The sequence below is a fragment of the Pseudolysobacter antarcticus genome, assembly GCF_004168365.1.
Lineage (GTDB): Bacteria > Pseudomonadota > Gammaproteobacteria > Xanthomonadales > Rhodanobacteraceae > Pseudolysobacter > Pseudolysobacter antarcticus.
Genome location: NZ_CP035704.1, coordinates 2,719,529 through 2,745,361 on the forward strand (window position 1 = coordinate 2,719,529; position 25,833 = coordinate 2,745,361).

General features: G+C 58.7%; 21 protein-coding genes. 8 read left to right on the top strand and 13 right to left on the bottom strand.

Annotated features, from left to right (window positions below; translation table 11 throughout):
* The first annotated feature begins 40 nt into the window (after positions 1–40).
* The 3 genes from chrA (at position 41) to ELE36_RS21005 (ending at position 5,301) form a co-directional block, all read left to right on the top strand.
* On the top strand, positions 41–1,207 hold the full coding sequence (gene chrA / locus ELE36_RS11615; protein ID WP_277987076.1) for a chromate efflux transporter: 1,167 nt from the start codon (positions 41–43) through the stop codon (positions 1,205–1,207).
* A 99-nt stretch (positions 1,208–1,306) separates the two neighbouring features.
* Positions 1,307–3,235 (top strand): choice-of-anchor Q domain-containing protein, encoded by a 1,929-nt coding sequence (locus ELE36_RS11620; protein ID WP_129833464.1) that lies wholly within the window; start codon positions 1,307–1,309, stop codon positions 3,233–3,235.
* A gap of 92 nt (positions 3,236–3,327) precedes the next feature.
* Complete coding sequence (locus ELE36_RS21005) at positions 3,328–5,301, top strand: choice-of-anchor Q domain-containing protein (RefSeq protein WP_207215760.1); 1,974 nt, start codon at positions 3,328–3,330, stop codon at positions 5,299–5,301.
* 115 nt (positions 5,302–5,416) lie between these two features.
* On the opposite strand, the gene ELE36_RS11630 is transcribed toward ELE36_RS21005, so the two are convergent.
* The 9 genes from ELE36_RS11630 to ELE36_RS11670 form a co-directional block, all read right to left on the bottom strand.
* On the bottom strand, positions 5,417–6,373 hold the full coding sequence (locus tag ELE36_RS11630; RefSeq protein ID WP_129833466.1) for a DMT family transporter: 957 nt from the start codon (positions 6,371–6,373) through the stop codon (positions 5,417–5,419).
* Complete coding sequence (gene hutG, locus ELE36_RS11635) at positions 6,370–7,149, bottom strand: N-formylglutamate deformylase (RefSeq protein ID WP_129833468.1); 780 nt, start codon at positions 7,147–7,149, stop codon at positions 6,370–6,372. The genes ELE36_RS11630 and hutG overlap by 4 nt, the downstream gene beginning before the upstream one ends.
* Positions 7,143–8,510 (bottom strand): glutathione-disulfide reductase, encoded by a 1,368-nt coding sequence (gorA, locus tag ELE36_RS11640; RefSeq protein ID WP_129833470.1) that lies wholly within the window; start codon positions 8,508–8,510, stop codon positions 7,143–7,145. Before gorA ends, hutG begins: the two co-directional genes overlap by 7 nt.
* The gene (locus tag ELE36_RS11645; RefSeq protein WP_129833472.1) at positions 8,497–10,326 is read right to left on the bottom strand and encodes a CocE/NonD family hydrolase; all 1,830 of its coding nucleotides are present in this window, start codon (positions 10,324–10,326) and stop codon (positions 8,497–8,499) included. The genes gorA and ELE36_RS11645 overlap by 14 nt, the downstream gene beginning before the upstream one ends.
* A gap of 14 nt (positions 10,327–10,340) precedes the next feature.
* Positions 10,341–11,594 carry an NAD(P)/FAD-dependent oxidoreductase gene (locus tag ELE36_RS11650; protein WP_129833474.1) on the bottom strand — a complete coding sequence of 418 codons (1,254 nt, stop codon included), beginning with the start codon at positions 11,592–11,594 and terminating at the stop codon, positions 10,341–10,343.
* A 250-nt stretch (positions 11,595–11,844) separates the two neighbouring features.
* Entirely contained in the window at positions 11,845–12,111 is a 267-nt protein-coding gene (locus tag ELE36_RS11655) for an RNA recognition motif domain-containing protein (protein ID WP_129833476.1), read from the bottom strand.
* Positions 12,112–12,381: 270 nt separating this feature from the next.
* Positions 12,382–12,591, bottom strand: a complete 210-nt coding sequence (locus ELE36_RS11660; protein ID WP_129833478.1) for a cold-shock protein — start codon at positions 12,589–12,591, stop codon at positions 12,382–12,384.
* A gap of 195 nt (positions 12,592–12,786) precedes the next feature.
* Complete coding sequence (locus ELE36_RS11665; RefSeq protein ID WP_129833480.1) at positions 12,787–13,392, bottom strand: ParB-like protein; 606 nt, start codon at positions 13,390–13,392, stop codon at positions 12,787–12,789.
* Between the two features lie 39 nt (positions 13,393–13,431).
* Positions 13,432–13,917, bottom strand: a complete 486-nt coding sequence (locus ELE36_RS11670) for an FKBP-type peptidyl-prolyl cis-trans isomerase (RefSeq protein ID WP_129833482.1) — start codon at positions 13,915–13,917, stop codon at positions 13,432–13,434.
* A 135-nt stretch (positions 13,918–14,052) separates the two neighbouring features.
* Here ELE36_RS11670 and ELE36_RS11675 point away from each other — a divergent pair, with 135 nt between their 5' ends.
* Positions 14,053–14,577 (top strand): C40 family peptidase, encoded by a 525-nt coding sequence (locus ELE36_RS11675; RefSeq protein ID WP_129833484.1) that lies wholly within the window; start codon positions 14,053–14,055, stop codon positions 14,575–14,577.
* A gap of 36 nt (positions 14,578–14,613) precedes the next feature.
* On the opposite strand, the gene ELE36_RS11680 is transcribed toward ELE36_RS11675, so the two are convergent.
* Entirely contained in the window at positions 14,614–15,204 is a 591-nt protein-coding gene (locus ELE36_RS11680; RefSeq protein ID WP_129833486.1) for a hypothetical protein, read from the bottom strand.
* 456 nt (positions 15,205–15,660) lie between these two features.
* On the opposite strand from ELE36_RS11680, the gene ELE36_RS11685 reads away from it, so the two are divergent.
* Together ELE36_RS11685 and ELE36_RS11690 are read left to right on the top strand one after the other, a co-directional pair.
* Positions 15,661–16,980, top strand: a complete 1,320-nt coding sequence (locus tag ELE36_RS11685; RefSeq protein WP_129833488.1) for a DEAD/DEAH box helicase — start codon at positions 15,661–15,663, stop codon at positions 16,978–16,980.
* A gap of 435 nt (positions 16,981–17,415) precedes the next feature.
* On the top strand, positions 17,416–19,647 hold the full coding sequence (locus tag ELE36_RS11690) for a TonB-dependent receptor family protein (RefSeq protein ID WP_165371583.1): 2,232 nt from the start codon (positions 17,416–17,418) through the stop codon (positions 19,645–19,647).
* Positions 19,648–20,043: 396 nt separating this feature from the next.
* Here ELE36_RS11690 and ELE36_RS11695 read toward each other — a convergent pair whose 3' ends face one another.
* Together ELE36_RS11695 and ELE36_RS11700 are read right to left on the bottom strand one after the other, a co-directional pair.
* The gene (locus ELE36_RS11695) at positions 20,044–21,105 is read right to left on the bottom strand and encodes an alpha/beta fold hydrolase (protein ID WP_129833492.1); all 1,062 of its coding nucleotides are present in this window, start codon (positions 21,103–21,105) and stop codon (positions 20,044–20,046) included.
* A gap of 616 nt (positions 21,106–21,721) precedes the next feature.
* Positions 21,722–21,997, bottom strand: coding sequence for a hypothetical protein (locus ELE36_RS11700; RefSeq protein WP_129833494.1), 276 nt, complete (start codon positions 21,995–21,997; stop codon positions 21,722–21,724).
* A gap of 599 nt (positions 21,998–22,596) precedes the next feature.
* On the opposite strand from ELE36_RS11700, the gene ELE36_RS11710 reads away from it, so the two are divergent.
* Complete coding sequence (locus ELE36_RS11710) at positions 22,597–23,085, top strand: NUDIX hydrolase (RefSeq protein WP_129833496.1); 489 nt, start codon at positions 22,597–22,599, stop codon at positions 23,083–23,085.
* 48 nt (positions 23,086–23,133) lie between these two features.
* On the opposite strand, the gene ELE36_RS11715 is transcribed toward ELE36_RS11710, so the two are convergent.
* Entirely contained in the window at positions 23,134–25,002 is a 1,869-nt protein-coding gene (locus ELE36_RS11715; RefSeq protein WP_242512254.1) for a D-(-)-3-hydroxybutyrate oligomer hydrolase, read from the bottom strand.
* A gap of 161 nt (positions 25,003–25,163) precedes the next feature.
* On the opposite strand from ELE36_RS11715, the gene ELE36_RS11720 reads away from it, so the two are divergent.
* Positions 25,164–25,829, top strand: a complete 666-nt coding sequence (locus ELE36_RS11720; protein ID WP_129833498.1) for a response regulator — start codon at positions 25,164–25,166, stop codon at positions 25,827–25,829.
* The last annotated feature ends 4 nt before the right edge of the window (positions 25,830–25,833 follow it).

Sequence of the window (25,833 nt, forward strand, 5' to 3'; positions counted from 1 at the left end):
CAATAATCGCCAACGATAAAGAACTTCCGCCATCAAATCCATCTTCGTCACGTTCCTCAAACTCGGCCTGACCTCGTTCGGTGGCCCGGTGGCGCATCTCGGATATTTTCGCGATGAACTAGTGATCCGACAACGCTGGATCGACGAGGCGGAATACGCGGATCTGGTCGCGCTATGCCAGTTTTTGCCTGGCCCGGCATCGAGCCAGGTCGGCTTCGCACTCGGCTTGCTGCGCGGCAACGGACTGCGTGGCGGACTGGTGGCGTGGCTCGGATTTACCTTGCCATCCGCCGTTATTCTTTTTGCATTTGCGCTTGCCGCGACCACATTCAGCGGCCCGTTGGCGCAAGGATTTCTGCACGGTTTGAAACTGGTCGCAGTCGCCGTCGTCGCGCAAGCAGTTTGGGGCATGGCGCGAACGCTGACGCCTGATTTCCAGCGTATGTTGATCGCCTTCGTCGCTGCCGTGATCACCGCGTTGCTCGGCGGCGCACTCGCGCAGATTGCCGCGATCGCGATCGGCGCGCTGCTCGGACTAACGCTTTGTCGCAGCGATAATTCACAAGCGCGCACGCGTTTGCATTATCCGCAATCGCGTTATGCGGGGACGATCGCCTTGCTGATTTTCGCAGTCTTGCTGGTGCTGATACCGATCGCCAGAAATGCGAGCGACTATCCGCTGCTCACGATCTTCGATGCCTTTTATCGCAGCGGCGCGCTGGTGTTCGGCGGCGGTCATGTGGTGCTGCCGCTGTTGCAAGCCGAGGTCGTGGCACCGGGCTGGGTCACGGATCAAAGCTTTCTCGCCGGTTATGGCTTGGCGCAGGCCGTGCCCGGCCCGCTGTTCGCGTTCGCGGCGTATCTCGGTGCGATCGCACAACCCGCACCGAACGCGCTCGGCGGCGCGCTCTGCGCAATCGTCTGCATCTTTCTGCCAGGCCTGTTGCTGGTCTACGGCATGTTGCCGTTCTGGGATGCGCTACGCATGCGCCCGCTCGCGCAAGCCGCGATGCGCGGAACCAACGCCGCGGTCGTCGGCATACTCGCGGTGGCGCTATACAGCCCAGTCTGCACCAGCGCCATTTTCAATTGGCGCGACGGCGTTCTTGCACTCGGCGGATTTGTCTTGCTCACGTATTTCAAGTTGCCGTCGTGGATCGTTGTTGCACTGCTCGCGAGCGCGGCGATGATCATTGCACTGGTTTAGCGCTACGCTAAACTAGGACGCGCTCTAACTCAGCCAGTGGAACTTGCAACCGAAAGTCATTTTTCCCAACAGCAAGCATCGACAGAACGAAGGAACGTCATGACACGAGCAATCACCTACAACAGCATCAACACGCGCATCTTCTTTCCTCGCACCAACCTGGCTCGTGAGAATCTGTTGCCTCGCTGTCTGCTAGCAGCGCTGCTAGTTAGCGTGGTTGCGATCACACTAGGCGCACCGCTCACGGCGCAAGCCACGACAATCGGCTGCACCGGTACCACCGGCGATAGCCATGCGCTGATCGTGGCAATCACCAACGCCAACGATAGTGCCAGCGGCGGTGACACTATCGATCTCGGCGCTGGTTGTACTTACACGTTCACGGTGGCGGATAACTGGTGGTACGGACCGAACGCACTACCACCGATCGCATCCAATGTTGTCATCAACGGGCATGGATCAACTCTGCTCGCTTCGCATATTGATGGCCCGACGCCGATCACGGCGAATGCATTTCGGTTTTTTTATATCTCGGGTGGCCTCGAACTGCGCGCAGCGAATCTGACCCTGAACAACCTCACTTTGTCAGGCGGATACGCCAAGGGTGGCGATAGCTTGATCGGCGGCGGCGGGAGCGGCATGGGTGGAGCGATATTCAATCAGGGTTATTTGACCCTGAACGCATTAACCATCACCGGCAATACTGCAATCGGTGGCAGCGGCGGGGCACCTGCCGAAAGTGGAGGCGGCGGAGGTGGCATGGGGCAGAATGGCCAGAGCAACAATGATGGCGGTGGCTTTGGTGCGGACTATGGCGCGTTCGGCGGCGCCGGCAACATTTACCTAACTGATTACAACGGCGGTGGCGGTGGCGGTGGCTTCATTTTCGGTGCCAATGGTATTCCTCAGATTCCAGACGATGGAAGCGGCGGCCTTGGCGGTGGTTTGGGCGGTCTGGGCAGCATGTCCGCAGATGGCGGGAACGGCGGCCGCAGCTTCTTCTACAGTGGATACGGCGGCAACTTCGGCCTCGGCGGTATCGGTGTGCATTACGGACAAGGTAGCTTCGGCGGTGGCGGTGGCGGCAGCGGAGCCGGCGGTGGTAAAGCCGGTTATTTGGCGGTCGGCGGTTCTGGCGGATTTGGGGGTGGCGGCGGTGGCGGGCGCACGGGAGGCAGTGGTGGCTTTGGTGGCGGTGGCGGCGGGAATAACACTAGCGCGACTGGCGGTTCAGGCGGTGACGGTGGGTTCGGTGGAGGCGCTGGCGGCGGAGCCACCGGCTATGGAAACGGCGCAAGTGGCGCAGGCTTCGGCGGCGCGATTTTCAACCACACGGGCATACTGACTCTGATCAATGTCACCATCAATGGAAATTCGGCCCAAGGCGGCACAGGTACGACCAGCGGCTCTGGTCTCGGCGGCGCAATCTTCAATCTCAACGGCACAGTGAATTTGAACTTCTGCACCATTGCTGGCAACAGCGTTTCGGGCACCAACGGCACCGATACGAGCAAAGGAGCAGGCGACGGCGCGATTTATTCGCTCGCGTTCGGCAACAAGATTCAGGACGGCACAGCCAGCATCGCCAGCATGACGATTCGCAATAGCATCATTTACGCCAACGCTGGCGCGAGTAACGGCCTTGTCAACAATGTCGTCACAGGCACGCTGGCGAGCAATACCGGCAACATCGCCCAACTGATTTACGGCGGCGGCAATATTGTCGATAGCACTGCCAACTTTGGCACTGCAACTAATAGCGGCCCTGCTCCGCTGGTCGCGAATCCGAATGTCGGGCCACTGCAGAACAACGGTGGCAATACATTGACGATGGCGTTGGCCGCTGGCAGTCCGGCGATCGATGCCGGCATGGCATGCGCCGGCAATACTCCTGCTACCGATCAAATCGGCAACGCACGCGTCTGGGCGCGCGCGCCTGATCTCGGCGCCTACGAATATGCGTCGCAAGCGGGCAGTAATGACGATATTTTCGGCGGCAACTTCGACGCTGCGAATCAGTGCCCCTGAGAAAATAATTTCCCCGGTGACATTTCAACCTGCCAATTTTCGATAGCTTGGTCAGGCACCTGAAATCCGACTCCAGCACCGGGGAATCCATCATGCAATACCGTACCAAGATCGTTCACCACGCCCGCACTATCGCGCTGTCCCGCGACAATCCAGTCGGGATTTTTTTCGCGCGCAAAAAAATTATTCGCGCTGCCGCCTGCGCGCTGGTATTTGCCGGTTTCCTGCCGCTCGCGGCGCAGGCGACCAGCGTTGCTTGCACTGGAACCACGGGCGATAGCGCCGGCCTGATCGCGGCGATCGCCGCAGCGAATAGCGGTAGCGGCGATACCATCGATCTTGCTGCCGGATGCACATACGCTTTCAGCGCGGCGGACAATTTCTGGTACGGCCCGAATGCGTTGCCGCCGATCACCGCTACGATCGTGATCAATGGTCACGGTGCAACTCTGCTGGCATCGCACAGCGGCGATCCCTCGCCAGTGGCGGCGAATGCGTTTCGTTTCTTTTACGTCTCCGGCGGCCTGCAACTGGCCGCGGGCAGCCTGAGCTTGAACACATTGACGCTCGCTGGCGGTTACGCGCGCGGCGGCGATTCCACCTACGGCGGTGGCGGCGGCGGCTTCGGCGGCGCGATCTTCAATCAAGGCACCTTGAACCTGAGTGCGGTCACGCTGAGCGGCAATACTGCACGCGGCGGCGGCGGCATCGGCGACGCCAACAATCCGCAATACATCGGCAGCGCAGGCGGCGGCATGGGCGAGGATGCCGGCGCGAATGTCTTTCACGGCGGCGGATTCGGTGGTCCGCTCAGCGGCACGTATATCGCAGGACTCGGTGGCGCCGGCGGTTCCGGTGGCGGCGGTGGTGGTGGCGGTTTTATCGTTGGCGCGAATGGCGACGCCGGCGGTGCAAGCAATGTCAGCGCGCAGGGTGCCAATGGCGGCGGCAATGGTCATCTCGGTGGTGTCGGTTATCCGGGGATCACCGGTGACGGCGGCGCGGGCGGCAATATTGGGCAATACGTCGGCAACGTTGGCGGTGCGGGCGGTGGTGGCGTCGGCGGCGGCGGCGGACCTCCCGGTGGTGGCAGCGGTCAAGGCGGTGACTTCGGCGGTGGCGGCACCTCGGGTTACGGCACCGGCGGCGCAGGCGGTTTCGGTGGCGGCGGTGGCACCTCCGGCGGCGGATTCGGTACCACCGGTGGCGCTGGCGGTTTCGGTGGTGGCGGCGGCGGCGCAGGTGGTTATGGCGCAGGTAACGGTGTTGGCGGGCGCGGCGGATTCGGTGGCGGCGGCGGCAGTAGTAGCGACAGTATCGGTGGCGGTGGCGGCGGTTTTGGTGGCGCGATTTTCAATCACACCGGCAATGTCAGTCTAACCAATGTCACGCTGAGCGGTAATAGCGCGATCGGTGGACCGTCGGTGTTCTTCTACGACAACCCCGGTCGCAATGGCTCCGGACTCGGCGGCGCGATCTTCAATCTCAACGGTGAGGTCACGCTGAATTTTTGTACCGTTGCCGGCAACAGCGTGGCCAACAGCAACAACGCGGTCGAAGGCCCCGGCGATGGCAGCGCGCTGTATTCACTGGCCTACGGCAATCGCATCGAGGACGGCACGGCAAGCAATGCCGCAATCAATCTCGGCAACAGCATCGTCTGGGGCAATATCGGCGCAGTTCATGCGCTGCTCAACACGGTGATTGGTGGCACGAGCGGATCGAACGGCGGCAATTCCGCGTTACTTGCCTACGTGGGTTCGAACATCGTCGATAGCAGCAGCGGCAACGGCAGTAGCAGCGGCCCCGCGCCGTTGAGTGGTGACCCGAAACTCGGCGGCTTGCAGGATAACGGCGGCGGTACTCCGACGATGGCCTTGCAAAATGGCAGCGCCGCGATCGATGCCGGCAGCCACTGCGGTGCCCTGCCCGCCACCGATCAGCGCGGTAATATGCGCAACTGGGGCGCGGAACCCGACCTTGGCGCTTATGAATCCGGTGCGCCGCTGGGCAGCAACGACGAGATTTTCCACGGCGCATTCGAGGCCGGCGTGGTGTGTCCTTGATCGCTGCGTGCTGCTGAATCACGCGCTGCGCGAGGCAGGTTTTGCGCGCAGTGTCGTTGTCGTTTTTGCCGCAATACATTCACGACGCTCGCAGCCACTCGCTGCGATGCTTCGCTCAAGCGGTCTTCGGTAACGTCACGAGAAATACCCCGCTCATCACCAGCACGGTGCCGATGATTTGCCAGAGGCCCATCGGTTCGCCGAGCAACAGCGTGCTCATGATGATCGTCGAGACCGGGCCGATCATGCCGATCTGCGCGGCCAGCGCGGGGCCAATCCGCGCGATCGCGAGCATGACCGTGAGTACCGGCAATACCGTACATACGGTGCCATTAAGCAAGGCGAGCCAGTACAGATTGGGAGCCAGATTCATCAGCACGACGAACGAATGTGTGAGCAGAAACTGCGCGATGCAGAACAGACACGCGACGCTACTCGCGTAGGCAGTGAGACGCATCGCACCGACACGCGCGACCAGTTGACCGCTGCCGACCAGATAAATCGAATAACTCAACGCACTGAGAAATACCAATACACTACCGAGCGCGATATCCGCTCCGCCGATGTGCAGATCGTGCGAGAACGCCGCGGCCACGCCGACATAACTGATCAGCAACGCGATGATCTGCCGCCGGCTCGCGCGACGCTCGAAGACGAGCATGCCGATCAGCAAAACCAGCGTCGGCGTGAGATACAGGATCAGCCGCTCAAGCGTGGCAGTAATGTATTCAAGGCCAGCGAAGTCGAGAAAACTCGCAAGGTAATATCCCGAAAAACCGAGGCCGATGATTCGCCAGCGATCACTGCCATCCAGCCGCACGCGGCCAACATCGCGACGTGTCCACAGCGCCATCAAGCCGAAGAATGGCAACGCTACCAGCATGCGTAAAGCGAGCAAGGTCACGGCATCCGCGCCGTAGCGATAACCGAGCTTGACGATGATCGCCTTGCCCGAAAACGCAATCGCACCGAACGCCGCGAGCAGCACGCCGGCCAGCGGACGGGCCTTACGCGGTGGAGTCAACAAAATCGGGGCGGACGTATCGACCAACGCCGCCGCATCGACACTCATTGCAGTGCGGCTTCCAGCAGTTTGCGGATCAAGCTCTGTGTCGGTGTGGCACGCGTCGCGAGATAATCGAAACTGTCTTCGTCCATGTAATTCAATTGCGCGAGTTCGAGTTGCACGGTGTCAATGCCTTCGTTCGGATTCGCGTATTGGCGCGTGATGTAACCGCCCTTGAAGCGGCCGTTGAACACCCACGAATACGCCTGCTGTGCCTCCAGCACTTGGGCGAGGCGCGCCTGCAACTGCGGCGAACAACTCGTACCATTCGCGGTGCCGAGATTAAAGTCCGGCAAGCGCCCGTCGAAAAACATCGGCACAATACTGCGGATCGAATGCGCTTCCCACAATACCGCACGGCCATGCGCCGTCTTGATGCGCGCGAGTTCGTCCTGCAAGGCAACGTGATACGGTTGCCAGAACGTTTGCACGCGCGTCTGGATTTCTGCCGCAGTCGGTTCCTGCCCGGCTTGGTAAATCGGCTTGCGCGCGAACGTGATCGTCGGACACAGGCCGGTTTCGCTCTGCCCAGGATACATGGCTGCGCCGTCCGGCGGACGATTGAGGTCAACGACATAACGTGAATAGCGCGGCACCAGCATTGACGCGCCGAGCTCGTGGGCGAAGTCGTACAACTGCGCGACATGCCAGTCGGTATCGGGTGTGCGCAGTGCGGTCGGCGTGAGGCGATCGCGCAGATCCAGCGGCAGATCATGGCCGTTGTGCGGCAGGCTGATCAGCAGCGGCGCGGTGCCGCGATGCAAAGTATAAATGTTCACAATGTAAACTCGGTCATCAGTACCGCCTCTTCGGCGGAGGTCGGATGGATCGCAATAGTATTGTCGAAATCGCGTTTGCAGGCGCCCATTTTTATCGCCACCGCAAAGCCCTGCAGCATTTCATCGACACCGAGTCCGAGCAGGTGCAAACCGACGATGCGTTCTTCCGCACCGACGCAGATCAGCTTGAACAGCGAACGTTGCGTCTTGCCGGTAAGCGAATAGAACATCGGCAGAAAATTGCTGCGGTAGATACGCACCTGATCGCCATGTCTCGTGCGTGCTTCGGCTTCGGGCAGGCCGATGCTGGCGAGCGGTGGATGCGTGAATACCACGGTCGGCACATTCTCGAAATCGAGTTTTGCGTCCACCTTGCCGCCGAACAAACGATCCGCCAGATGTCGGCCTGCCGCGACCGCCACCGGCGTCAACGCGATATTCGGCGTGACATCGCCGAGCGCGTAGATTCCGGGCTGATTGGTGTTCTGCCATTCATCGACCTGGACATGCCCGCTCTCGTCGCGCGCGACACCAACCGCATCGAGGTCGAGTTCGTGCGTGATCGGTTCGCGCCCGATCGCCCAGAGCAACTCATCGAAACCCTCGGCGATCTTCTGGTCGATCAGTTTCAAGCGATATTTTCCATCGTCCTGTATTGCACTGACGATGCCGGTATCCAGATGCACGGTGATGCCGCGGCTGCGCATCGATACCACCAGCGCATCGGCGATTTCATGATCGAAATTTGCGAGTAGATGTTTGCCGCGCACGAACAATTCCACATCGCTGCCGAGCGCGTGCAGCACATTGGCAAGTTCGGCTGCGACATAACCGCCGCCGATCACCGCAATGCGTTTCGGCGCGGCACGCAAGGCAAAAAACCCGTTGGAATCGATGCCGAGTTCACCGCCCGGAATATCAGCGCGCTGCGGCTTCGCGCCAGTGGCGATGACGATGTGCGGGGCACGCAATTGTCGTGTGCCGATATCGATGACATCGCGCGCGATGAAACGCGCTTGCGCTGCGATCCACTCGATTTTCAGATCGGCGAACCGATGCCGATACGCGGAGTGGATTCTTTCGATGTACGCGTTGCGCAACGTGATGAAACGTTCCCAGTCGAGCGCACCAAGCTGGCTGTCGAATCCGGCCTCGCGCAACTGCGGTTGCAGATCGGCCATCTCGGCGGCGAACCACATCGCCTTCTTCGGCACGCAACCAACATTGACACAGGTGCCGCCGATCACATCGCGCTCGATCAAGGCGACGCGCGCGCCATGACGCGCCGCACGCATCGCGGTGGCGATGCCAGCCGAACCGGCGCCGAGCACGATCAGATCGTAATGCGCGTTATCGGTATTCATCAGAACGCCGGCTTGCTATTGACGACAGCGCCCGGCGCGAGATGATCGGCGGCGGCGATCGGTAAATACAGCACGCTGGCATGCTGCGTATCGTGATACAGCTTGACCGTGACGGTACGCGCATCTTGCCGGTTTCTTCGCCGACGACACCACCGGCGTTGTAGTTCTTTTCGCTGAACAGCGAGTTCATCGAGCTGATGACGAGGCGCAAGCGGCTGCCCTTGCGAATCTGCCGCGCGGCAAACGTGAAGTGATCGAAGTCGTATTTCTGCAGGGTATTTTTTGGCACCGGTTTGGCGCTACGATCGCTCTCGCGATAACGCGCACGCATCTGATCGTCGCTGAGGTAAACGCTGCTGCCATCGGCGGCGATTTCGTATACGACGACGTGAAAATCGGTGTCCGGTTGATCCAGTGTCATCCATGCGGAGAACCGGAAAAATCCAGCGAGGTCGGTGTCATACTCGAACGGTGCGCTGTGATAGACGAGTTGTTTGCCACTGTCGGCGATCACGCTGCGCTGGTCGGTCAGCGAATTCGGCACATCGACTGCATCGCGGGCGGCGCTACTCACGTCGAGCGGATCGTACAAATAGGTATCCGATTTCGCGCTAACGGACTTTTCGGCTTGCAGACTACCGGCGGTAAAAACGTCTGCCGCAGTTCCCGCGCTGCCGAGATAAAGCGGACGCTGTTCGGCGGTGACTGCGGCCAGCGTATCGGCATAACGCCACTGCTCGGCGACACTCACGTAATACGCAACGGCGTTTTTCAGGAACGCTGGTTTGGCGCCGCTTTTCAACGTCCAGTTCCACCAATCTTCGTGCAGTCTGTTCATGTCGAGCACACTCGCTGCGGCGAATTTCAAACCGCCGAGCTCGGCTTGCGGCGTGCGCGTGCCGGGATGATCCCACGGCCCGATGATCAGATAATGCTGCGCCTTCGCGTGTTCGCTGGCGTTGGCCATATGCTCGGTGTAGTGCATCAGCGCACCGGGTTGATCGCCATCGTATTGACCGGTGATGGTGAGGATCGGCAGATCGATTTTCGCCAGTTGGGCGGCAGTCGGATTGAAGCTGTCCCAGTACGCATCGCGCATCGGATGCTGCACCCAGCTCTGGAAGATCGGCGACGGATTGCCAATGATCTTGTCGATGTTGTTGAACGCGAGATGTTGCAGAAAAACTTCGCTGAATTTGGCCGTCCAGAATTTGCCATCACCGAAAATCTTGTCCTGCGAAGCATGGCCGCTGGTGAAGGTGAGCCACTGCACATCGTACGGATAAGCGATGTTGTTGCGGCGGGGAAAATCAATGCCGGCGTAAGGCGACGCGACCGGCACGATGCTCGCCAGATGCGGCGGAAATTCCTTCGCCGTGGCCCATTGATCGTAGCCTGCGTACGAGCCTCCCCACATGCTGACCTTGCCGTTGCAATACGGCTGTTGCGCGAGCCACTCGACGATGTCGTGGCCGTCTTTCGCTTCCTGCAGCAGTGGTGTGAATTCGCCTTCCGAATTGCCGCGACCGCGCACGTCAATCGTGGCGAAAACAAAACCGTGCGCGGCGAAATACATCGCACGATCGTGATAACTCTGCGCGATATACGGCGTCAGCGTGAAGATGCACGGTAACGCATCTTTCTGCGTATGCGGACGATACAAGGTGGCGTTGAGTTTCACGCCATCACGCAGCGGAACCTTTACACCCCACTGGAAATCCACATCGGCAGCATCGGTTTTGCTGGCCTCGGCAGCAAACCCAAGCGATGAAAAAACAAGCAAAAACGCCAGCGCGAAATTTTTCCCCAGATGCATACTTTTTCCCCCGATTATTTGAAACGTGCTGGACTGTAAGGCGCCAGATCCAGCGATGGCGATTGACCGCAAAGCAACTCGCTGATCAGCACGCCGGTAACCGCAGACATCGTCACCCCAAGCATGCCGTGCCCGGTCGCCAAGGTCAGATTGTCATGCGCCAGACTGCGTCCCAAGATCGGCAGATCATCATAGGTCATCGGTCGCCAGCCATACCATTCTTCGCTGATACGAGCGCCGACCGGCTCATGCAAATATTCCGCCGCGCCGCGCGCCAGTGCATCAAGACGTGTGCGGTTGAGTTGCGTGTCGTAGCCGGAAAATTCCATCGTGCTGCCGAGGCGATAACCACTGCTCCAGCCGGTCACGCAGATGCTGCGCTCCTTCAGTGTCAGCGGAATACGCGGACAGATTTCTGGCCGATCATAGGTTACCGAATAACCTTTGCCGGGCTGGATCGGCAAGCGCAGATTCAATTGTTTTGCGAATTGCGGCGACCATGCACCGAGCGCAAGGATTATCTCGCGACCACAGACTTCGCCGCGGTCGGTGAGCACCGCATCGATGTGGCGCGTGCCGCTGCGAAATCCGCTGATTCGGGTTCCATCGCGAATCTCGCCGCCGTGCTCAAGCACGCATCGCGTCAGTTCAGCGAGGTATCGATCCGGGCGCAGGTGCGCATCGACCGGATTGAGATAACCGCCGACGATGCTGTTATTGAGCGCGGGTTCGATAGCACGTGCACGCGCGCCATCGATGGTTTCAATCGGCACTCCGACATCGCTCAACGCCTGCGGCAGCCATTGCGATTTCTCCAACGCCTGCTCGTCGCGATACACGTACATCGTGCCGGTTTTTTCGAATTCGCAAGCGAGATTTTCGTCGACAACAAGTTGTTCGAGCAGTTCGCGCGAACGCATCAGCAGCGGCGCCTTGATCGCGGTGATACGGCGGAAATCCCCCCAGTTGCAGTGCTGGCGAAACTTCAACAACCACGACAGCAGCGCAAGATCAAAGCGCGGCTTGATGTACAGCGGCGCATCGGCCTGCAGCATCCAGCGCAACGCGGTGGAAGTCAGTCCGGGCATCGCCAGCGGTGTAGCATGACTCGGCGTAATCGTGCCGCAGTTGCCGTGCGAACTACCGCAGCCCGGTGTGCCCTGCTCGATCACAAGCACACTGCGACCGGCCTTGAGCAGATAAAGCGCGCAGGCCAAACCGATCACGCCACCGCCGAGAATCACCACGTCGAATTTTTTTTCGTTCATGCCGCGATTGTAGAGCCAGCGGAGGATTCTGGCTTGGCCGGCGCAGAAAAAATCCGGCGCGCGATCAGCGCCACATCGACGGGCACGCAGAAGCTCGGCAACACGTCGATGCGTAAACCGGTTTTGATAACGAGCGAATCTTGAGATGCAAAACGAGCCGGTATGAAGCGGCGCGTTTGTCTGCCGCGCCGGTCAGGCCGGCGTCGGCATTGGCAAACCAATCCCGTTGCGGGATCGGCTTAGTCCGGCGTTAGCGGCGACCGCCACCGCGACCAACGCGCGGCTTGTCGAGGCCGACGCGCAATTGACCGCCTTCGACGCTGGAACCGTCCATGGCGGCGATCGCATTGCGCGCCTCATGCCCTTCCATTTCGACGGTGGCGAAACCGCGGCATTCGCCGGAGAACAAATCCTTGGCCATTTTCAGGTTATGCACCCGACCATGACGTGAGAGCAGTTCGGTCAGAGACTGTTCGGTAGTGGAGCGCGGCAGACCGCGCACGGAAAGTGTCAGCATCGGTGGATCCTCTATGAGGGCGACGAGCGGAAGAATATCTCGTCGCAGAAACGCGCGCGTGAGCAGCGCAAGAAACGGCTCGACCGCTGAATGACACAGCAGCCGAGTTATACGCCACGAAATACCAGCGCATGATACGCGGCATCCGTGGAAGACGGGATAAAACAATCAATGCATTGCGTGCTGCGGAGAAAACCCGCGCCGCACATTATCGAGCATTGAGATCAGCGCGCGAAGCAGTAGTTCCGCGCGCTGATAAAGAAAACGTGATTATTCGGGAACGACGTTTTCGGCTTGTGGGCCTTTCTGGCCTTCGCCCAGGGTGAAGCGCACTTTCTGACCTTCGACCAGACCACGACGGCCGGTGCCTACGATTGAGCGGAAGTGCACAAACAGGTCACTGCCGCCTTCGCGACTGATGAACCCATAACCTTTTTCATCGTTGAACCATTTCACGGTTCCAATCAGCTGATCTGACATATGTATAACCTTCAATCAATGGAGATATTTCACCCTTGCGGGCACTGGCTGGTATTTCAGGGTGATGCAATGTCAGAGAGTAACGAGCGGAGCTCAAGTACCGGACTGCCGTTGCCGACAACACCTGTTGCGATACGCAGGCTTGCGCTTTATACAGATATTGGGTCTGAAACGCCAGTCGACAAGGCGAAGTCCTCAGCTTTTAGCGAGCGGCAAATAACCCGGCAAAGCATGCGCCGCCTCGCTGTGCGCCAAGCTCACAGAGCGCTCGACGGCGCGATTGAATGTGCCACGACTACCGTCAAGCATGATCCGCGTGCGGAAAAAATCCGCCCATAAAAACTCGGCAAATGGCGTAGGCGTTTTTTCATAACCACCTGCGTTGCGTACATAACCGGCCAGACTGCGATACGGATCGTCGAGCAGATCTTCCAGGTGATGCGGAATGCTCGCGTAATCACGGCGCTTGCCGCTGGCGTCGATCGGATGCGCCCACTGTTGCTGATGCATGTGCTGCCAAAAACTCGTTTCATCAAGCGCTGAAAGATCGGCTTCGACGAGAAAAAATGCGCTATCGAAGCGATCATCAAACAAGGCCCGACCGAGGTGATGGTGATCGGTAATGTAGAGCTTATTGTCGAGACCGCGCACCGCCGGAATCGCATGCGCCTGGAGAAAATCGCGACGCTCGTGTTTACTGAACGCCGCGAGCATCTTGCGTTTGTCCTCGACCTCGAACATGCCGACCGTGATCTGCGTCGGGCGCAGATCGGCGACATCGCATTCATGCAGTTTTGGCATGTCGAAATCCCTGCCTTGTCGCGTTACGCGCCGCAAAAATCAGTGCTGATGGCCCCCTTCCGCATGCGCATGACCATGCGCAATTTCTTCCTCGCTGGCCACGCGCACATCCAGAATTTCCACCGCAAAATTCAGCGTCTTGCCAGCCATCGGATGATTCAAGTCGACATCGATCACACTTTGTCCGATTTTCATCACCACCACCATGCGCTGACTGCCGTCCTGCGTTTTCAGCAACGTGGTCATGCCGGGCTTGAGGCGTTGCGCCAGCTCGAAATATTTTTTCGGCACCCGCTGGGTGAAGCCGTCGCGACGTTCGCCGTAGGCTTGCTCGGGTGTCACGGTGACGTCGAATCGATCGCCAGCTTCACGCCCGGTCATCGCCGACTCAAGCCCGGGAATAATATTGCCGGCACCGAGAAGAATGCTCATCGGTTCGCGTTCGTGCGAATTCTCGATCGGTTCACCGGCCTCGTCGGTCAGGGAATAATGGAAACTCACCACGGAATTGGTTTCGGCTTTCATGCAGCGTCCTCGCGGGAAAGTTGCGTAGAGTAGCGAGTTGAGTGCGCCACGTCATTGTTGGCATGCGATCGGCAAGCTGTTTGGCATCTACATGCAATGATTGACAGCGCACCGCGCATCACGGATTTTATCGGCATGTCGAACGCCCTGCCCATCCATCGCTCACTGAATTTTTTGCTGTGCCTGAGTCTGTTGCTCGCGGCATGCTCGCAGCAGCGTAGCAAACCGACATCGACCGCGTTGCCGCGCTTCACCGCACCAGCGGCGCGCCAGGGCGTGACGGCGGCCAACAATATATTGTTCCGCGCCATCGGCTTGGTCGGCACGCCTTACCACTACGGCGGCAACACACCGGAAACCGGTTTCGATTGCAGTGGCCTGGTCGATTTTGTGTTCCGCGATGCCGCCGGCGTGGTGCTGCCGCGCACCGTGGGCGATCTGGCCGACCTGCAACTTCCCGCGGTCGCACGCAACGATTTACAGGCCGGCGATCTGATTTTTTTCGACACCACCAGCCGCCACGCATCGCACGTCGGCATCTACGTCGGCGAAGACCGTTTTGTGCATGCACCGAACGAAGGCGGCGTGGTCAGGCTGGATTATCTCAGCAACGTTTATTGGCGCCAGCATTACGACAGCGCCAAGCGCATTCCGTTGTGATCGGGGTTTGTTCTACGCCACACACCGGCCTTCCGGCTATTTGGCTGTGGACGTCGCAACGGGTGTACCGCTGACATTATCCAGCAACGACGTTTTCGGGCGGTGGATCTGCAAAAAAGTAAACCCGGCAACGGTGTGACAACCCGTGCACGCCGCTGAAACGCCATCGAACGCGCGCTCGAATTCAGCTTTGTTTTTATTGTCCACCGCCGCGCGCAAGGTTTTCATCGGCGCACCCATCATCGCCGGCAAAATATCGCCGAGCCGCTCGGGCTGCAATGCAGCGTGCTCGGGATAGTTTTCAACAATGCCGTCCAGCCCATCCTGCAAACCGTGCACCTGAAATGCTGCCAGCTCCCAGTCGCCTGCTTCACCGGCAAACCACAACCGCGCATGACGAATCTGCAATCCAAGCATTGCCTCGGTGATATCCGGCCGCAATTGCTTGATCTGACGCTTGAGCTGTTCGATCTCGCGCTGCAGCGATGTATTGTCAGGCGTCGCCTGAGTCGGCTTGCCTGCGCTGGTTTTCGCGCTTGCGGCAACGGGCGCACTGGCAGATTCGGCGAATACGCTCGCGCAGAAAAAGAACGTCACCGCGCCTGTCAGGAGAAATTTTTGACGCATGATACTGCCCTCAAATGCTAATAATTCTTATTTGCGCAGCATGCCATAATTTTTCGCTCAAACACAACTGCATACGAGGCGGCCATCGATGGGAAGAACATGAAATCACGCCTATCGGATTTCTGCCACTGACCGCACCAGTTCCGACCGGCTTCCTGAACGCAATGCACGCTGCAGCGCAACAGTTGAAAACAATCAGTAGCTTGGAAGCCTGAGTTCGCGTATAGTCCGCCTTGTTTGTTGCGCCGCTTCTCGGTTTCCCCTTCGGATGCCCATAGCCGTTGTGCCTGAAACAGATTCCTCGAATCGTTTCCGTGTACGCATCTCGGCCTCACGCCCGCTCGGTCTCGACGCTCAAACGCGGCCTCTCCGCATCCTGCGCAGGCGCCGAATCATTTCGCCCTGCAGCGCGGTTCTAAGGGAACGCTCCGGGTTTTACTTTTTAGGAGCTTCACCATGTCTTTTGAACTTTTCGGGCTGTCGCCCGCGATTAACCGTGCCCTGACTGAACAGGGTTACACCCAGCCCACCCCGATCCAGAGCGAAGCTATTCCGGCTGCGCTGGCCGGTCATGACCTTTTCGCCGGCGCGCAGACCGGCACCGGCAAAACCGCGGCGTTCTCGCTGCCGATGTTGGAGCGTCTGTATCCCGAAGGTCGCAAGCCCGCCAATGCCTCGCGCAAAGTACGTGCATTGATTCTGACTCCGACTCGCGAACTCGCCGCCCAGGTGCATGACAGCATCCGTGCCTATGGCAAATACGTCGGCGTGACCAGCGCCGCGATTTTCGGCGGCGTCGGCATGGGTCCGCAGATGCAGGCCCTGCGTCGCGGTGTGGATATTCTCGTGGCCACACCGGGCCGCCTGCTCGATCATATGGAACGTCGCACTGCGGATCTGTCCGGTGTCGAAATCCTTGTGCTCGACGAAGCTGATCGCATGCTCGACATGGGCTTCATGCCAGCGTTGAAGCGTATCCTCGCGACCGTGCCGAAACAGAACCGCCAAACCCTGTTGTTCTCGGCGACATTCGCCGAACCGATCAAGGCACTTGCCGCACAGTTCATGCGTGATCCGGTCGAAATCCAGATCGCCGCGCGCAACAGCGTCGTCGCCACCATCACCCATCGCGTGCATCCGGTCGACGCAGTGAAGAAGCGTGACCTGCTGCTGCATTTGCTGGCCGAAGATAGCCGTCGCCAGACGCTGGTATTCAGCCGCACCAAGCACGGCGCCGATCGTTTGTGCCAGCAGCTCGAAGAAGCCGGATTCAAGGCCGACGCGATCCACGGCAACAAGAGCCAGGGCGCCCGTACCCGCGCACTCAAGGATTTCAAGGCTGGCCGCACCACGATTCTCGTCGCGACCGATATCGCCGCACGCGGTCTGGATATCGACCAGCTGCCAGTCGTTGTGAACTACGATCTGCCGATGGTTGCCGAAGACTACGTGCATCGCATCGGTCGTACCGGCCGCGCTGGCGCCGAGGGTTTGGCGATTTCGCTGGTCTCGCATGCCGAAGGTGGCTTGTTGCGTGACATCCAGCGCGTGCTCAAGCGCGATATCGAAGTGGTGAACGTGGAAGGCTTCACCCCGATGCAGCCGCTGCGTCTCGATGTTGCGCGCCCGAATCCGCGTGCTGGCAACAACGGCAAGCCGGGTGCGTCGCATGCACGTCGCCCGCACGCAGCAGCACCGCGGGGTGGTCACGCCGTCGGCGCGAAGAAGCCGAGCGGCGGTCGCAGCTCCAACTTCCGCACGCGTAATTCTGCTTGAGCCCTTTGTTTGCAAGCTCGCTGCTGGCAGTGACGTCTACTTTCTGAGAATTTAGCCGGCGCCAGTTGTTCAAGCAGTTTAAAACAATGCGTGAAAACAAAAAAGGTGAGTCGAAAGACTCGCCTTTTTTTATGCGCGTCACATCCATCGGCGGCCGATTCTACAGCGCACAGCCACAAGTAATGGGTCAAAAGGCTTATATCTTGTCATTCCAATGACTGATGAAATATTACCCGGCGCAATGCGAATATCGCCGCAGGTTAGCAAGAAGTTAATTCGCCGTGCACAGGGGCTGTTGCAGGGCTGCTACCACCACGGAATTTGAAACTCGGTCACCCGCAGGCGCACCTGACGATTGCACACGGACTGGATTCCGTTTGTGACGAATCGGGCTGCGTGATGCGAAACCAACACATCCATACCAGGGGTAATTCGATGTCGATCAATTTGCAAAACTCTTTCATGCCCGGATTTCGGCATAGCGCGCTGAGCGTCGGTATTCTGTTGGCATTTGCCAACGCCGGGGCATGGGCTGAAACACCGTTGGGCACGGATATGGCTGCCGCAGACAACACCACGCGCCTGAACGAAGTGCAAGTCAAGGACAAACCGTGGATGTGGAATATCGAGACTAAACGCGCCCATCTTTTGCCGGAAGTCGACGGCACCAAGATCACCGTGACGAAAAAGAGCACGGTCGAAAAACTCGACGATATTCCTACCGTCATCGACAACAATTTGCGTAACCTTTTCGCCCATATTCCGGGCATCCTGGTTTCGGAACAACAAACTCCGGGCCAGTTGAACGTGAATTACCGCGGCATCGGCAACCCGCAGGAAGGCGAGTACATCCTTAGCTTGCAGGACGGCATTCCGATCGTCAGCGACTGGATCGGCTTCCCGACCAATTACTATATTCCAGTGCCGCAGAGCATCGAGTCGATCCAATTTCTGCGCGCCGGATCCGGCCTGCTGTACGGACCGGAACCAGCGGTGTTGAACTACGTCACACGCCGGCCTGATCCCTCCCGCGAGTTCGGCGGCTATACCGAAAATGTCATCGGCAGTCACGGCCTGTTCTCCGATTACACCGAGGTCGATGGCACCAGCGGCCAATGGGAATACCGCGCCGACTTCAATTACCGTCAGGCCGACGGCCAGCGCGACAATGGCGACTACAAAGTCAGCGGCGGCGATCTGCATCTCGGCTACAAGCTCGATGACACACAAAAACTGACCTTCGATTTGCATGCGTATCGCAGCGACAATGCGCAGGCCGGACGCATGAGCTACACGCAGTGGATTGCCAACCCGAATCTCACCACGACACCGGACAATCGCACTTGGGTCGATCACGATTTCGCCGTGCTCGGCTACGAAAATCATTTCAACGACAAGACCCAGCTCGAAGTGAAACTATGGCGCGGCTACCACGACCAGGCCGATCGCTCAGAAAGCCTGACCGCAAAGCCGGTGCCGAATAGCACGCTCGAATCGCAGAAGTATCGTTTCACCGGACTCGACGCACGCCTGCGCCATGACTGGGGTCAGGGCAACGCATTCACCACGGGTTTTACCGCGTATCAATCGGATAGCCCGTGGCGCAAATGGCTCGGCACCAATCTGGTCGTCGATCAATACGATCACAGCGGCACACCCACGTTGCGCCAAGATCGCAGCACCGACTACGCCGCGGTGTTCGCTGAAAACGTTTTCCGCTTCGGCAAATTCCACATCGTGCCATCGGTGCGTTTCGAGCATGAAAAACTCGATGTCGATGAAACCTTGAACACCGGGAAAACCGGCGCCAATCCGCCAGTGCCATTGATCGACAAGAACTACGCGAAAAGCGTGCCGCTGTTCGGTCTCGGCCTTGGTAACGATTTCGGCCACGGCAACGAAACCTACGTGAACGTGTCGCAGGGTTTCCGTCCGTTGCGTTATCTCGATATCGGCAGTCCGTTCGGCAAGACCTCGCCGAGTAACAACGATCCCGACCCGACCAAGTCGACCACGTATGAAGCCGGCATCCACGGCTGGCCGGCGAAAGGTTTGTATTACGATGTCAGCCTATTTGAAATCGATTTCAAGAATCGTCTCGAATCACAGGTGATCGATGCCATCGGCGATACCATCAACGTCAACACTGGCGATACGCGCCATCGCGGTATCGAAGGTCAGATCGAATACGATCTGCTCGCCATCGGCGACCGCAGCAATGACGGCCAGCATCTGAATCTTTTTGCGAACGCCAGTTTCCTCAATGCAAAATTTACCGGCAGCACGCTGAAGAATCCGAACGGCACGAGTCTTGTCGGCAACACTCCGGCATTCGCGCCGCATTATGTCGCTCGCGCGGGCGTGGTGTGGGCACAGGACAAACACTACAAACTCAGTCTCAGCGCAAGCTCGGTCGCCTCGCAATACTGGCAGGATAACGATACCGGCACGACCGCCGTGCTCGGTCAGCCCGGGTATCTGCCGGCCAAGATTCCGCAATACACCGTGGTGGATTTTTCCGGCGACTACAACCTGACCGAACGCGTGCGTCTACTCGCCGGTATCTCGAATCTCGGCGACAAAGTTTATTATTCGCGCGTCTTCCAGAACGGTCTTGAGCCCGCATTCGGACGCACTTATTACGCGGGTATTTCGCTGGGCTTCTGATCGAAGAAATTAGCTATTGAAATCGAATGTGCCGGAGGGCGTATTGCGGCTCCGGTACATAGCGTGTGTTGCCATACATCTGGACCGTTTTTTCGGCGACTAACTGCCGCATTTCGACAATTGGGTTGCACGTTTTCGCCACGTAATTGAGCAATGTCCAACAGTCTGCCTATTTTTGCAGTCCCCCGCTGAAGTGCCTGTACAGATCATCGTTATCAGTGGTTCCGGCGATCCGTGATCAGCATACTGCTCGTGATCAAATCTGTCTCGCGGGTCATCCAGCGACCGGCTGCTCTCGGCCAAGAAAGGACACGATCCACGGCCAAATCATTTCCGCAAAGCTGCCGTGCTTAGTATTGATAATACTGAAGCAAGCAGTGGCCAACTATTTTTACATCATTGATGTTGCGCCGCTGGGTCGTGCTCCTTCGGCTCTCGCGCATCCTTCAGAACCTCAAGTATTGCCTTTATCACCGCGTCGGGCTGGGACTTCTGAATTTCGTGCGTCGCGGTGGGTACGAGTCGGACAATGCCACGCTTGGAAAGCGCAACGAGTTGATCTAGAAAGCTTAACCTTACGCGATCCAGCGCATCCCGATGTGCCTGCGTTTCCCCGTCCCGGCGCGCGGGGAGTGGCGCATACAGCACAATTAACGGCATGTCGCCGTACCAGCGCCGTGCCGCACGTACCTCGTCGGAGCTCTCCTGGTAAGTGTTTTGTTCGCTGATCGCTGCCTGCTGAAAGCCCAGCGACATATAGGCTTTATGGAGGGACGCATTGATCGCATCGCTGTAGCGCGGATCATCGGGCGGAACACACATTTTATAGGACTCCGATCCCTCAACGAAGCCAAGCTGCGCTGCCTTGATACAATCGCGCTGGTTCGCCAACTCCTTCGGATCCAAAGCAAAGGCATGCTCATGGGTCGGCTGCTGCGGATCGAGCCGCCAGGCGTTTTCCTGCCCGGTTTCACTCACCGAGTCGACAAGCACCATGCCAGCAACCTCGGGCAGATAGGAATCAGCATAAAGCCTCGCATGCATTCCGCCCATCGAATGGCCAACCAGAATATAAGGCGGTTTTATCGATGCGGCATTCAGAAGACGGTGTAGATCGTCGACGATGTTGGCGCTGTCTGCCGGCCGGCGGCCCGCATCGCTGTAACCGATCCCCGCTCGGTCGTAAGAACATACACGTGTGTGTGCAGCAATTGCAGGTTGCACGCGGGCCCACGCCGAAGTGTCATCGGCCACGCCGGACACAAAGATTACTGTAGGAGTTCCTTCGCCAAGGCAATACAGGTTCAGCTTACGGCCGGGTTCGACTTCGATGAGCCGCTGTGCGCGTGTATAGGCTGGATCGTCGATCACTTTGCTGGTCTCGTCAGCGGCAATCGCCGACGACGACATCAAAATGGAAATGAAGATGCCTTTGCAGATATTGACGGCTTTACGCACGGGCCTTCTCCAGAGGTGAGTTAAGGTGCCAACGCGCTGTCGATTGCTGCGCGCAATTGGTCGGCTGCTAGTGAAACAATGGGCGAAGAGCCAGAGTTTACCGCGTACCGATGCCAAGGTGCGCCTAAGCCAAATGGTTATTCAAATGCTGCTGATCGCGACCGGCAGTTAAAGGTCGACATGCGACCATCAGCAGGATCGTCAAATCGCTGGCGGCGCTGGTCACGTTGTCCGGCGAGACTGGTCAACTGGGTTGGCGAAGATTGGTCAAAAAACTGGCTATCCGCACTGCTGCTGTGTCTTCGGCAATCCTTGATGTGACCGACGCGATTCCGGGCGCCAATCGAGTTGACGTGGTTCCAGGATAGCCCATAACAATCCTGCAAGTCGTTTCCTATCCAGCAAGTCGCGTATGCGGAAGACGCGTTTCGCATGGGCCGGGAGTATCGGGCGAGTTAATAGGAACCTTAGGCACCTTATCGAAAATGGATAAGATGACCTAAGGTCGCTATAACTTGAATTCGGTCCGCGGACTCTCCCATCGCGTTGTAAATGTCCGCCCGATGGTTGTTATTGGTTCCATTGCATTCCGCGAAGGTCGAGGAGAGCACCAAAGCTACTTCGGCTTGATGTAACTCGTTGATTTTCGATCTCTGACAAAGTAACGATATCTGCGGTAATCAGTTACTTGCAGCAGGAAAATATCAAAAATCGATCTATTCCGACCAGCCCTACTGTGTAGCCGCTCCCGGTTGTAGAACACCTCGATGTCGTCGAACACCTTGCTGCGCGCTTCGTCGCGATTGTCGAAAATCGCTCCGCGCAGGTCTATGGCTGGCGTGGCGAGGCCGACAAGACGTTTGAGTGGCTCGAACGCGCCTACGCGCAGCACGACGCTGGCATTTCGTTCGTGAAGACCGACCCGCTGCTCAAATCCGTGCGCGGCGATGGTGAAGAAGCTCTGCCGCCGTGAGCGGTGGATTCGCCCGGCATTGACGAGCCCTTAGCAGCCGTTCGCCAACGAACGCGTGGGGTCGACAAGCGACCTTCAGTCTGATGGTCGGCTGGCTCCGTTTTCGATCAAGTTATACGGCAAGCTTGTTGACTGCACTGTCGATCTGCAACATCGCGATCTCTATGAAAAATGCATCACCGTTTTGACCGCGTGATCAGCGTTCTTGATCGGTCGGGCGCATCAGGATTTCATTGATGCAGACATGATCTGGCTGGCTCACCGCAAACAGGATCGCGTTGGCGATATCCTGGCCTTGCAACTAGGCGCATCGATTCGGCCCATCCATTGATCGCCTTGTGCACATCGATATCGATATTGCTGCCGTGTTAAGCAGCGGGCTCGATCGCGATGACCCGCACGAGGCAGGATGACAATGACCAAAGTCGCGACGGCGATGAAATTTGATGCAGCCGTTCTGAACACGATAGGCGCGCCGGTTACACTGCGCTTTTACGCGACATCATCGGAATTTGCCCATGCCCTACACGCCTATCGTCGCCACGCTCGGCTACGTTCTTTCGCCCGATAAATCCAGAGTGCTGTTGATCCATCGCAACGCGCGCGCCAACGATCAGCACCTAGGCAAATACAACGGACTCGGCGGCAAGATGGAGCCTGAGGAAAATATCGTCGCGTGCATGCGCCGCGAAATTCGCGAGGAAGCCGCGATCGAATGCGAGAGCTTGAGTCTGCGCGGCACGATCAGTTGGCCCGGCTTCGGCAAGGACGGCGAAGACTGGCTCGGATTCGTTTTTTTGATCGACAGTTTTAGCGGCACACCGCTCGAACGGAATGCCGAAGGCGAGCTCGAATGGATCGACATCGCGCGCATCATGGAGCTGCCGCTGTGGGACGGCGACCGGCATTTCCTGCCACTGGTGTTTGATACTGACCCGCGTGCATTTCATGGCGTGATGCCGTATCGCGATGGCAAAGCCGTATCGTGGAATTATTCGCGTATCTAGGCATCGTGGTACGGAACAATATCGCACTGCGAAAATCGATATAGCCGTCTATTTGGGAATCGCACCGAGATTTTTTGCGCTCAACGCGGGTGCCACACCCGCGTTCAATCCGCGCGGTAACGCAGCGATATCCGCACTCGCCGGCAGCGGCGTGCCCTGGGTGAGATGCGCGAACATCGCATCCATCGCCGCATAGGCATACGGCATCAGCGGCACATATCGCGCGCCGAGCACGGGCAGACCGAGGAACGCGTCGAAGTGCTGCGCGTTGGCGACGCGCCAATAGCGCAGATCACGATCGGCGCTCTGTTGTTTCGCGGTACGCACATACGCCGCGCTGGTGAATGCTTCGGGAATCAAGCCGTCATCGGCGCCATGAATCACGATCACCGGCAAACCCGCGCGCGGCGGCGCGGCAAGGGTTGCCTCGACACCGGCGTGTAGTCGTCTTTTCAACGCATGCTCACCGTCCCACATTGCCCGCAGACACAATAATCCAAGCACCGAAGGATCAGCACCGTTCGCCATGCTGTCGATGATGCCGATACCCGGACTCGGTGGAATACCGGTGCCATCGGCCGACCATGTTGCTTGTTCAACGACGCTGCTAGCGCGCGCTACGCCGCTCGCATCGAGCGCCGCAAAACGATAACCGCAGGGCATCATCTCGACCCCACTGCGGGTGTACGCCGAGGCATACGTCACCGCCACGGCGCGCCACAAATCGAAGCTGCTGCTGATCGCGCCAGCTTCGATGGCGGTGTCGGTCCAGCCGTTTTCGCGCATTCGCGAATACGCCTCGCCGGCTTGCGCGGTGGTGTCGATCGCCGCGACCAAACCATAGTCGTGCAAGGACTTGCAACGCTGCGCCCAGGTCGCCGGTTTTGCGCCTTTCGGCCGTGCCAGCGCGACATGATCGAACGTGGCATGCAGCAACGCGCAAGGTTGAAATATCGCGGCCTCGGTAACGTAGTCGTACAACGGTCGACCATCGCCGGAATAAACACTGGGCGACACCGCCACCACACCGGCAAGTTGATGCTCATGATCGATTCCGGCGGCACGCAACGCCGCGCCCGCGCCATTCGATACACCGAGCACTATCACGCGCGTATTGCTGAAAGTGAATGGCGCCTCACTTGGCAGCGCCTGATCCAGCGTATGCAGTGCAAACTGCGCCGCTTGCAAGATGTGCGAACCCCAATCCGCCTCGGGATTGTCGCCGGAATGGGCGTGCTTGATCGCGACATTATGCGCCGGGATCGCACTGGTGAATGTCGGTGCAAATTCCGCAGGCTCACCCGCCACACCGCGTGTGCCATCCAGTTGCACGGCGCTGCGTGTATCGATATCAACGTAGCCCGTACCGGTGCCTTTGTCGGTATAGGCCACGGCGCAGTGATGCGTCAAACCCCAGCCGCCGGCCAGCGCGATGGCACCGTATACACCGCGCGAACCCGACGACGCAGCGACCACGACACAACGCGCCTTGCGATCAAAATCATCGGGGATTTGCGTGAGCACGCGATGCGGTTGGTTAGCCCCCGGCAATTTCGCCAGCGCCTGAAATTCACGGCCCGGCACACTCGGCAATGATCCATACAGATCGCCAAAACCGCCGCCCGGCGCAAGATCGGCGATACCGCGCCAGTTGTTCCAGATCGCACGACGACGCACTTCCGCTGCCGTCGGTTTTTCCGGATTGGCAAAGACCGGCGGCGCCAACGCGCGCAACCCCGCCAAGCCGAGACCGGCTGTGAGCAGGTCATCATCGGCGGCGTGCGTCGTGGCAAGAGTGGGCGATACTAGAAAGTCGGTCATCGGTTTCCCCGCGGCAACGGCAATTCTATCGCGCGGTGATGTCGCGCACGCGCCGAGCATGGTCAGCACGAAGATGAAAAGTACAAGATTGCGCATGATTATTCCTCCGCCAGAGCACACCATAACAGCGCGCCGATCACGATGAATGGTACGAAAGTACAGTAGACAAAACGCGGGTGGCGGCAGCGTTGTCGCGCGTGATGCAGGCAGCATAAATTGTCTGCACTGCGGCCAGAAGAAACGGTACATTGCACAGTATGAGCCGCATCCTGATTGCCGACGATCACCCACTTTATCGCCTTGCGCTAATGCAGGCGGTGCGCGAACTCGTACCCGAAGCAAGCGTGCTCGAGGCCGCAACACTCGATGGCACGCGGGCTTTGCTGAATGCCGAACCCGACACCGATCTGGTGCTGCTTGATCTGCATATGCCCGGCAATCATGGCCTGATGGGCCTGGCGATGTTGCGCAGCGAATTTCCCACCGTGGCGATCGTGATGATTTCCGCGCACGACGATGCGCGCACGATCAGCCGCGCACTCGCCTATGGCGCGGCAGGATTTATTCCGAAACGTGCCGACATGAACGTTCTGCAGGCCGCATTGCGCAGCGTGTTGAATTGCGAAAATTACGTACCGCCGAACTTGCGTGATGCGGTGAATGCAGCGGCGATGTCATCGACCGATGCGGCGCTCGCCAAAAAAGTCGCGTCGCTCAGCGCTCAACAATTGCGTGTACTGAACCTGGTCAGCGACGGCCGGCTCAACAAACAGATCGCCGACAGCCTTGGTATTCAGGAGCGCACGGTAAAGGCGCACATGACCGCGATCTTCGAGAAACTCGGCGTAAGAAATCGCACCCAAGCTGGTGTGTTACTGCGCTCGCTGGAGTTGGCTGATCCGGCGAATGTTGTTGGGGGTTAGCGAA

Excerpts from the sequence above, each read along its gene's own strand:
- ELE36_RS11620 (WP_129833464.1), top strand. The coding sequence starts at position 1,307 with ATGACACGAGCAATCACCTACAACAGCATCAACACGCGCATCTTCTTT.
- ELE36_RS21005 (WP_207215760.1), top strand. The coding sequence starts at position 3,328 with ATGCAATACCGTACCAAGATCGTTCACCACGCCCGCACTATCGCGCTG.
- ELE36_RS11630 (WP_129833466.1), bottom strand. The coding sequence starts at position 6,373 with ATGAGTGTCGATGCGGCGGCGTTGGTCGATACGTCCGCCCCGATTTTG.
- gorA (WP_129833470.1), bottom strand. The coding sequence starts at position 8,510 with ATGAATACCGATAACGCGCATTACGATCTGATCGTGCTCGGCGCCGGT.
- ELE36_RS11645 (WP_129833472.1), bottom strand. The coding sequence starts at position 10,326 with ATGCATCTGGGGAAAAATTTCGCGCTGGCGTTTTTGCTTGTTTTTTCA.
- ELE36_RS11650 (WP_129833474.1), bottom strand. The coding sequence starts at position 11,594 with ATGAACGAAAAAAAATTCGACGTGGTGATTCTCGGCGGTGGCGTGATC.
- ELE36_RS11655 (WP_129833476.1), bottom strand. The coding sequence starts at position 12,111 with ATGCTGACACTTTCCGTGCGCGGTCTGCCGCGCTCCACTACCGAACAG.
- ELE36_RS11660 (WP_129833478.1), bottom strand. The coding sequence starts at position 12,591 with ATGTCAGATCAGCTGATTGGAACCGTGAAATGGTTCAACGATGAAAAA.
- ELE36_RS11665 (WP_129833480.1), bottom strand. The coding sequence starts at position 13,392 with ATGCCAAAACTGCATGAATGCGATGTCGCCGATCTGCGCCCGACGCAG.
- ELE36_RS11670 (WP_129833482.1), bottom strand. The coding sequence starts at position 13,917 with ATGAAAGCCGAAACCAATTCCGTGGTGAGTTTCCATTATTCCCTGACC.
- ELE36_RS11675 (WP_129833484.1), top strand. The coding sequence starts at position 14,053 with ATGTCGAACGCCCTGCCCATCCATCGCTCACTGAATTTTTTGCTGTGC.
- ELE36_RS11680 (WP_129833486.1), bottom strand. The coding sequence starts at position 15,204 with ATGCGTCAAAAATTTCTCCTGACAGGCGCGGTGACGTTCTTTTTCTGC.
- ELE36_RS11685 (WP_129833488.1), top strand. The coding sequence starts at position 15,661 with ATGTCTTTTGAACTTTTCGGGCTGTCGCCCGCGATTAACCGTGCCCTG.
- ELE36_RS11690 (WP_165371583.1), top strand. The coding sequence starts at position 17,416 with ATGTCGATCAATTTGCAAAACTCTTTCATGCCCGGATTTCGGCATAGC.
- ELE36_RS11710 (WP_129833496.1), top strand. The coding sequence starts at position 22,597 with ATGCCCTACACGCCTATCGTCGCCACGCTCGGCTACGTTCTTTCGCCC.
- ELE36_RS11715 (WP_242512254.1), bottom strand. The coding sequence starts at position 25,002 with ATGCGCAATCTTGTACTTTTCATCTTCGTGCTGACCATGCTCGGCGCG.
- ELE36_RS11720 (WP_129833498.1), top strand. The coding sequence starts at position 25,164 with ATGAGCCGCATCCTGATTGCCGACGATCACCCACTTTATCGCCTTGCG.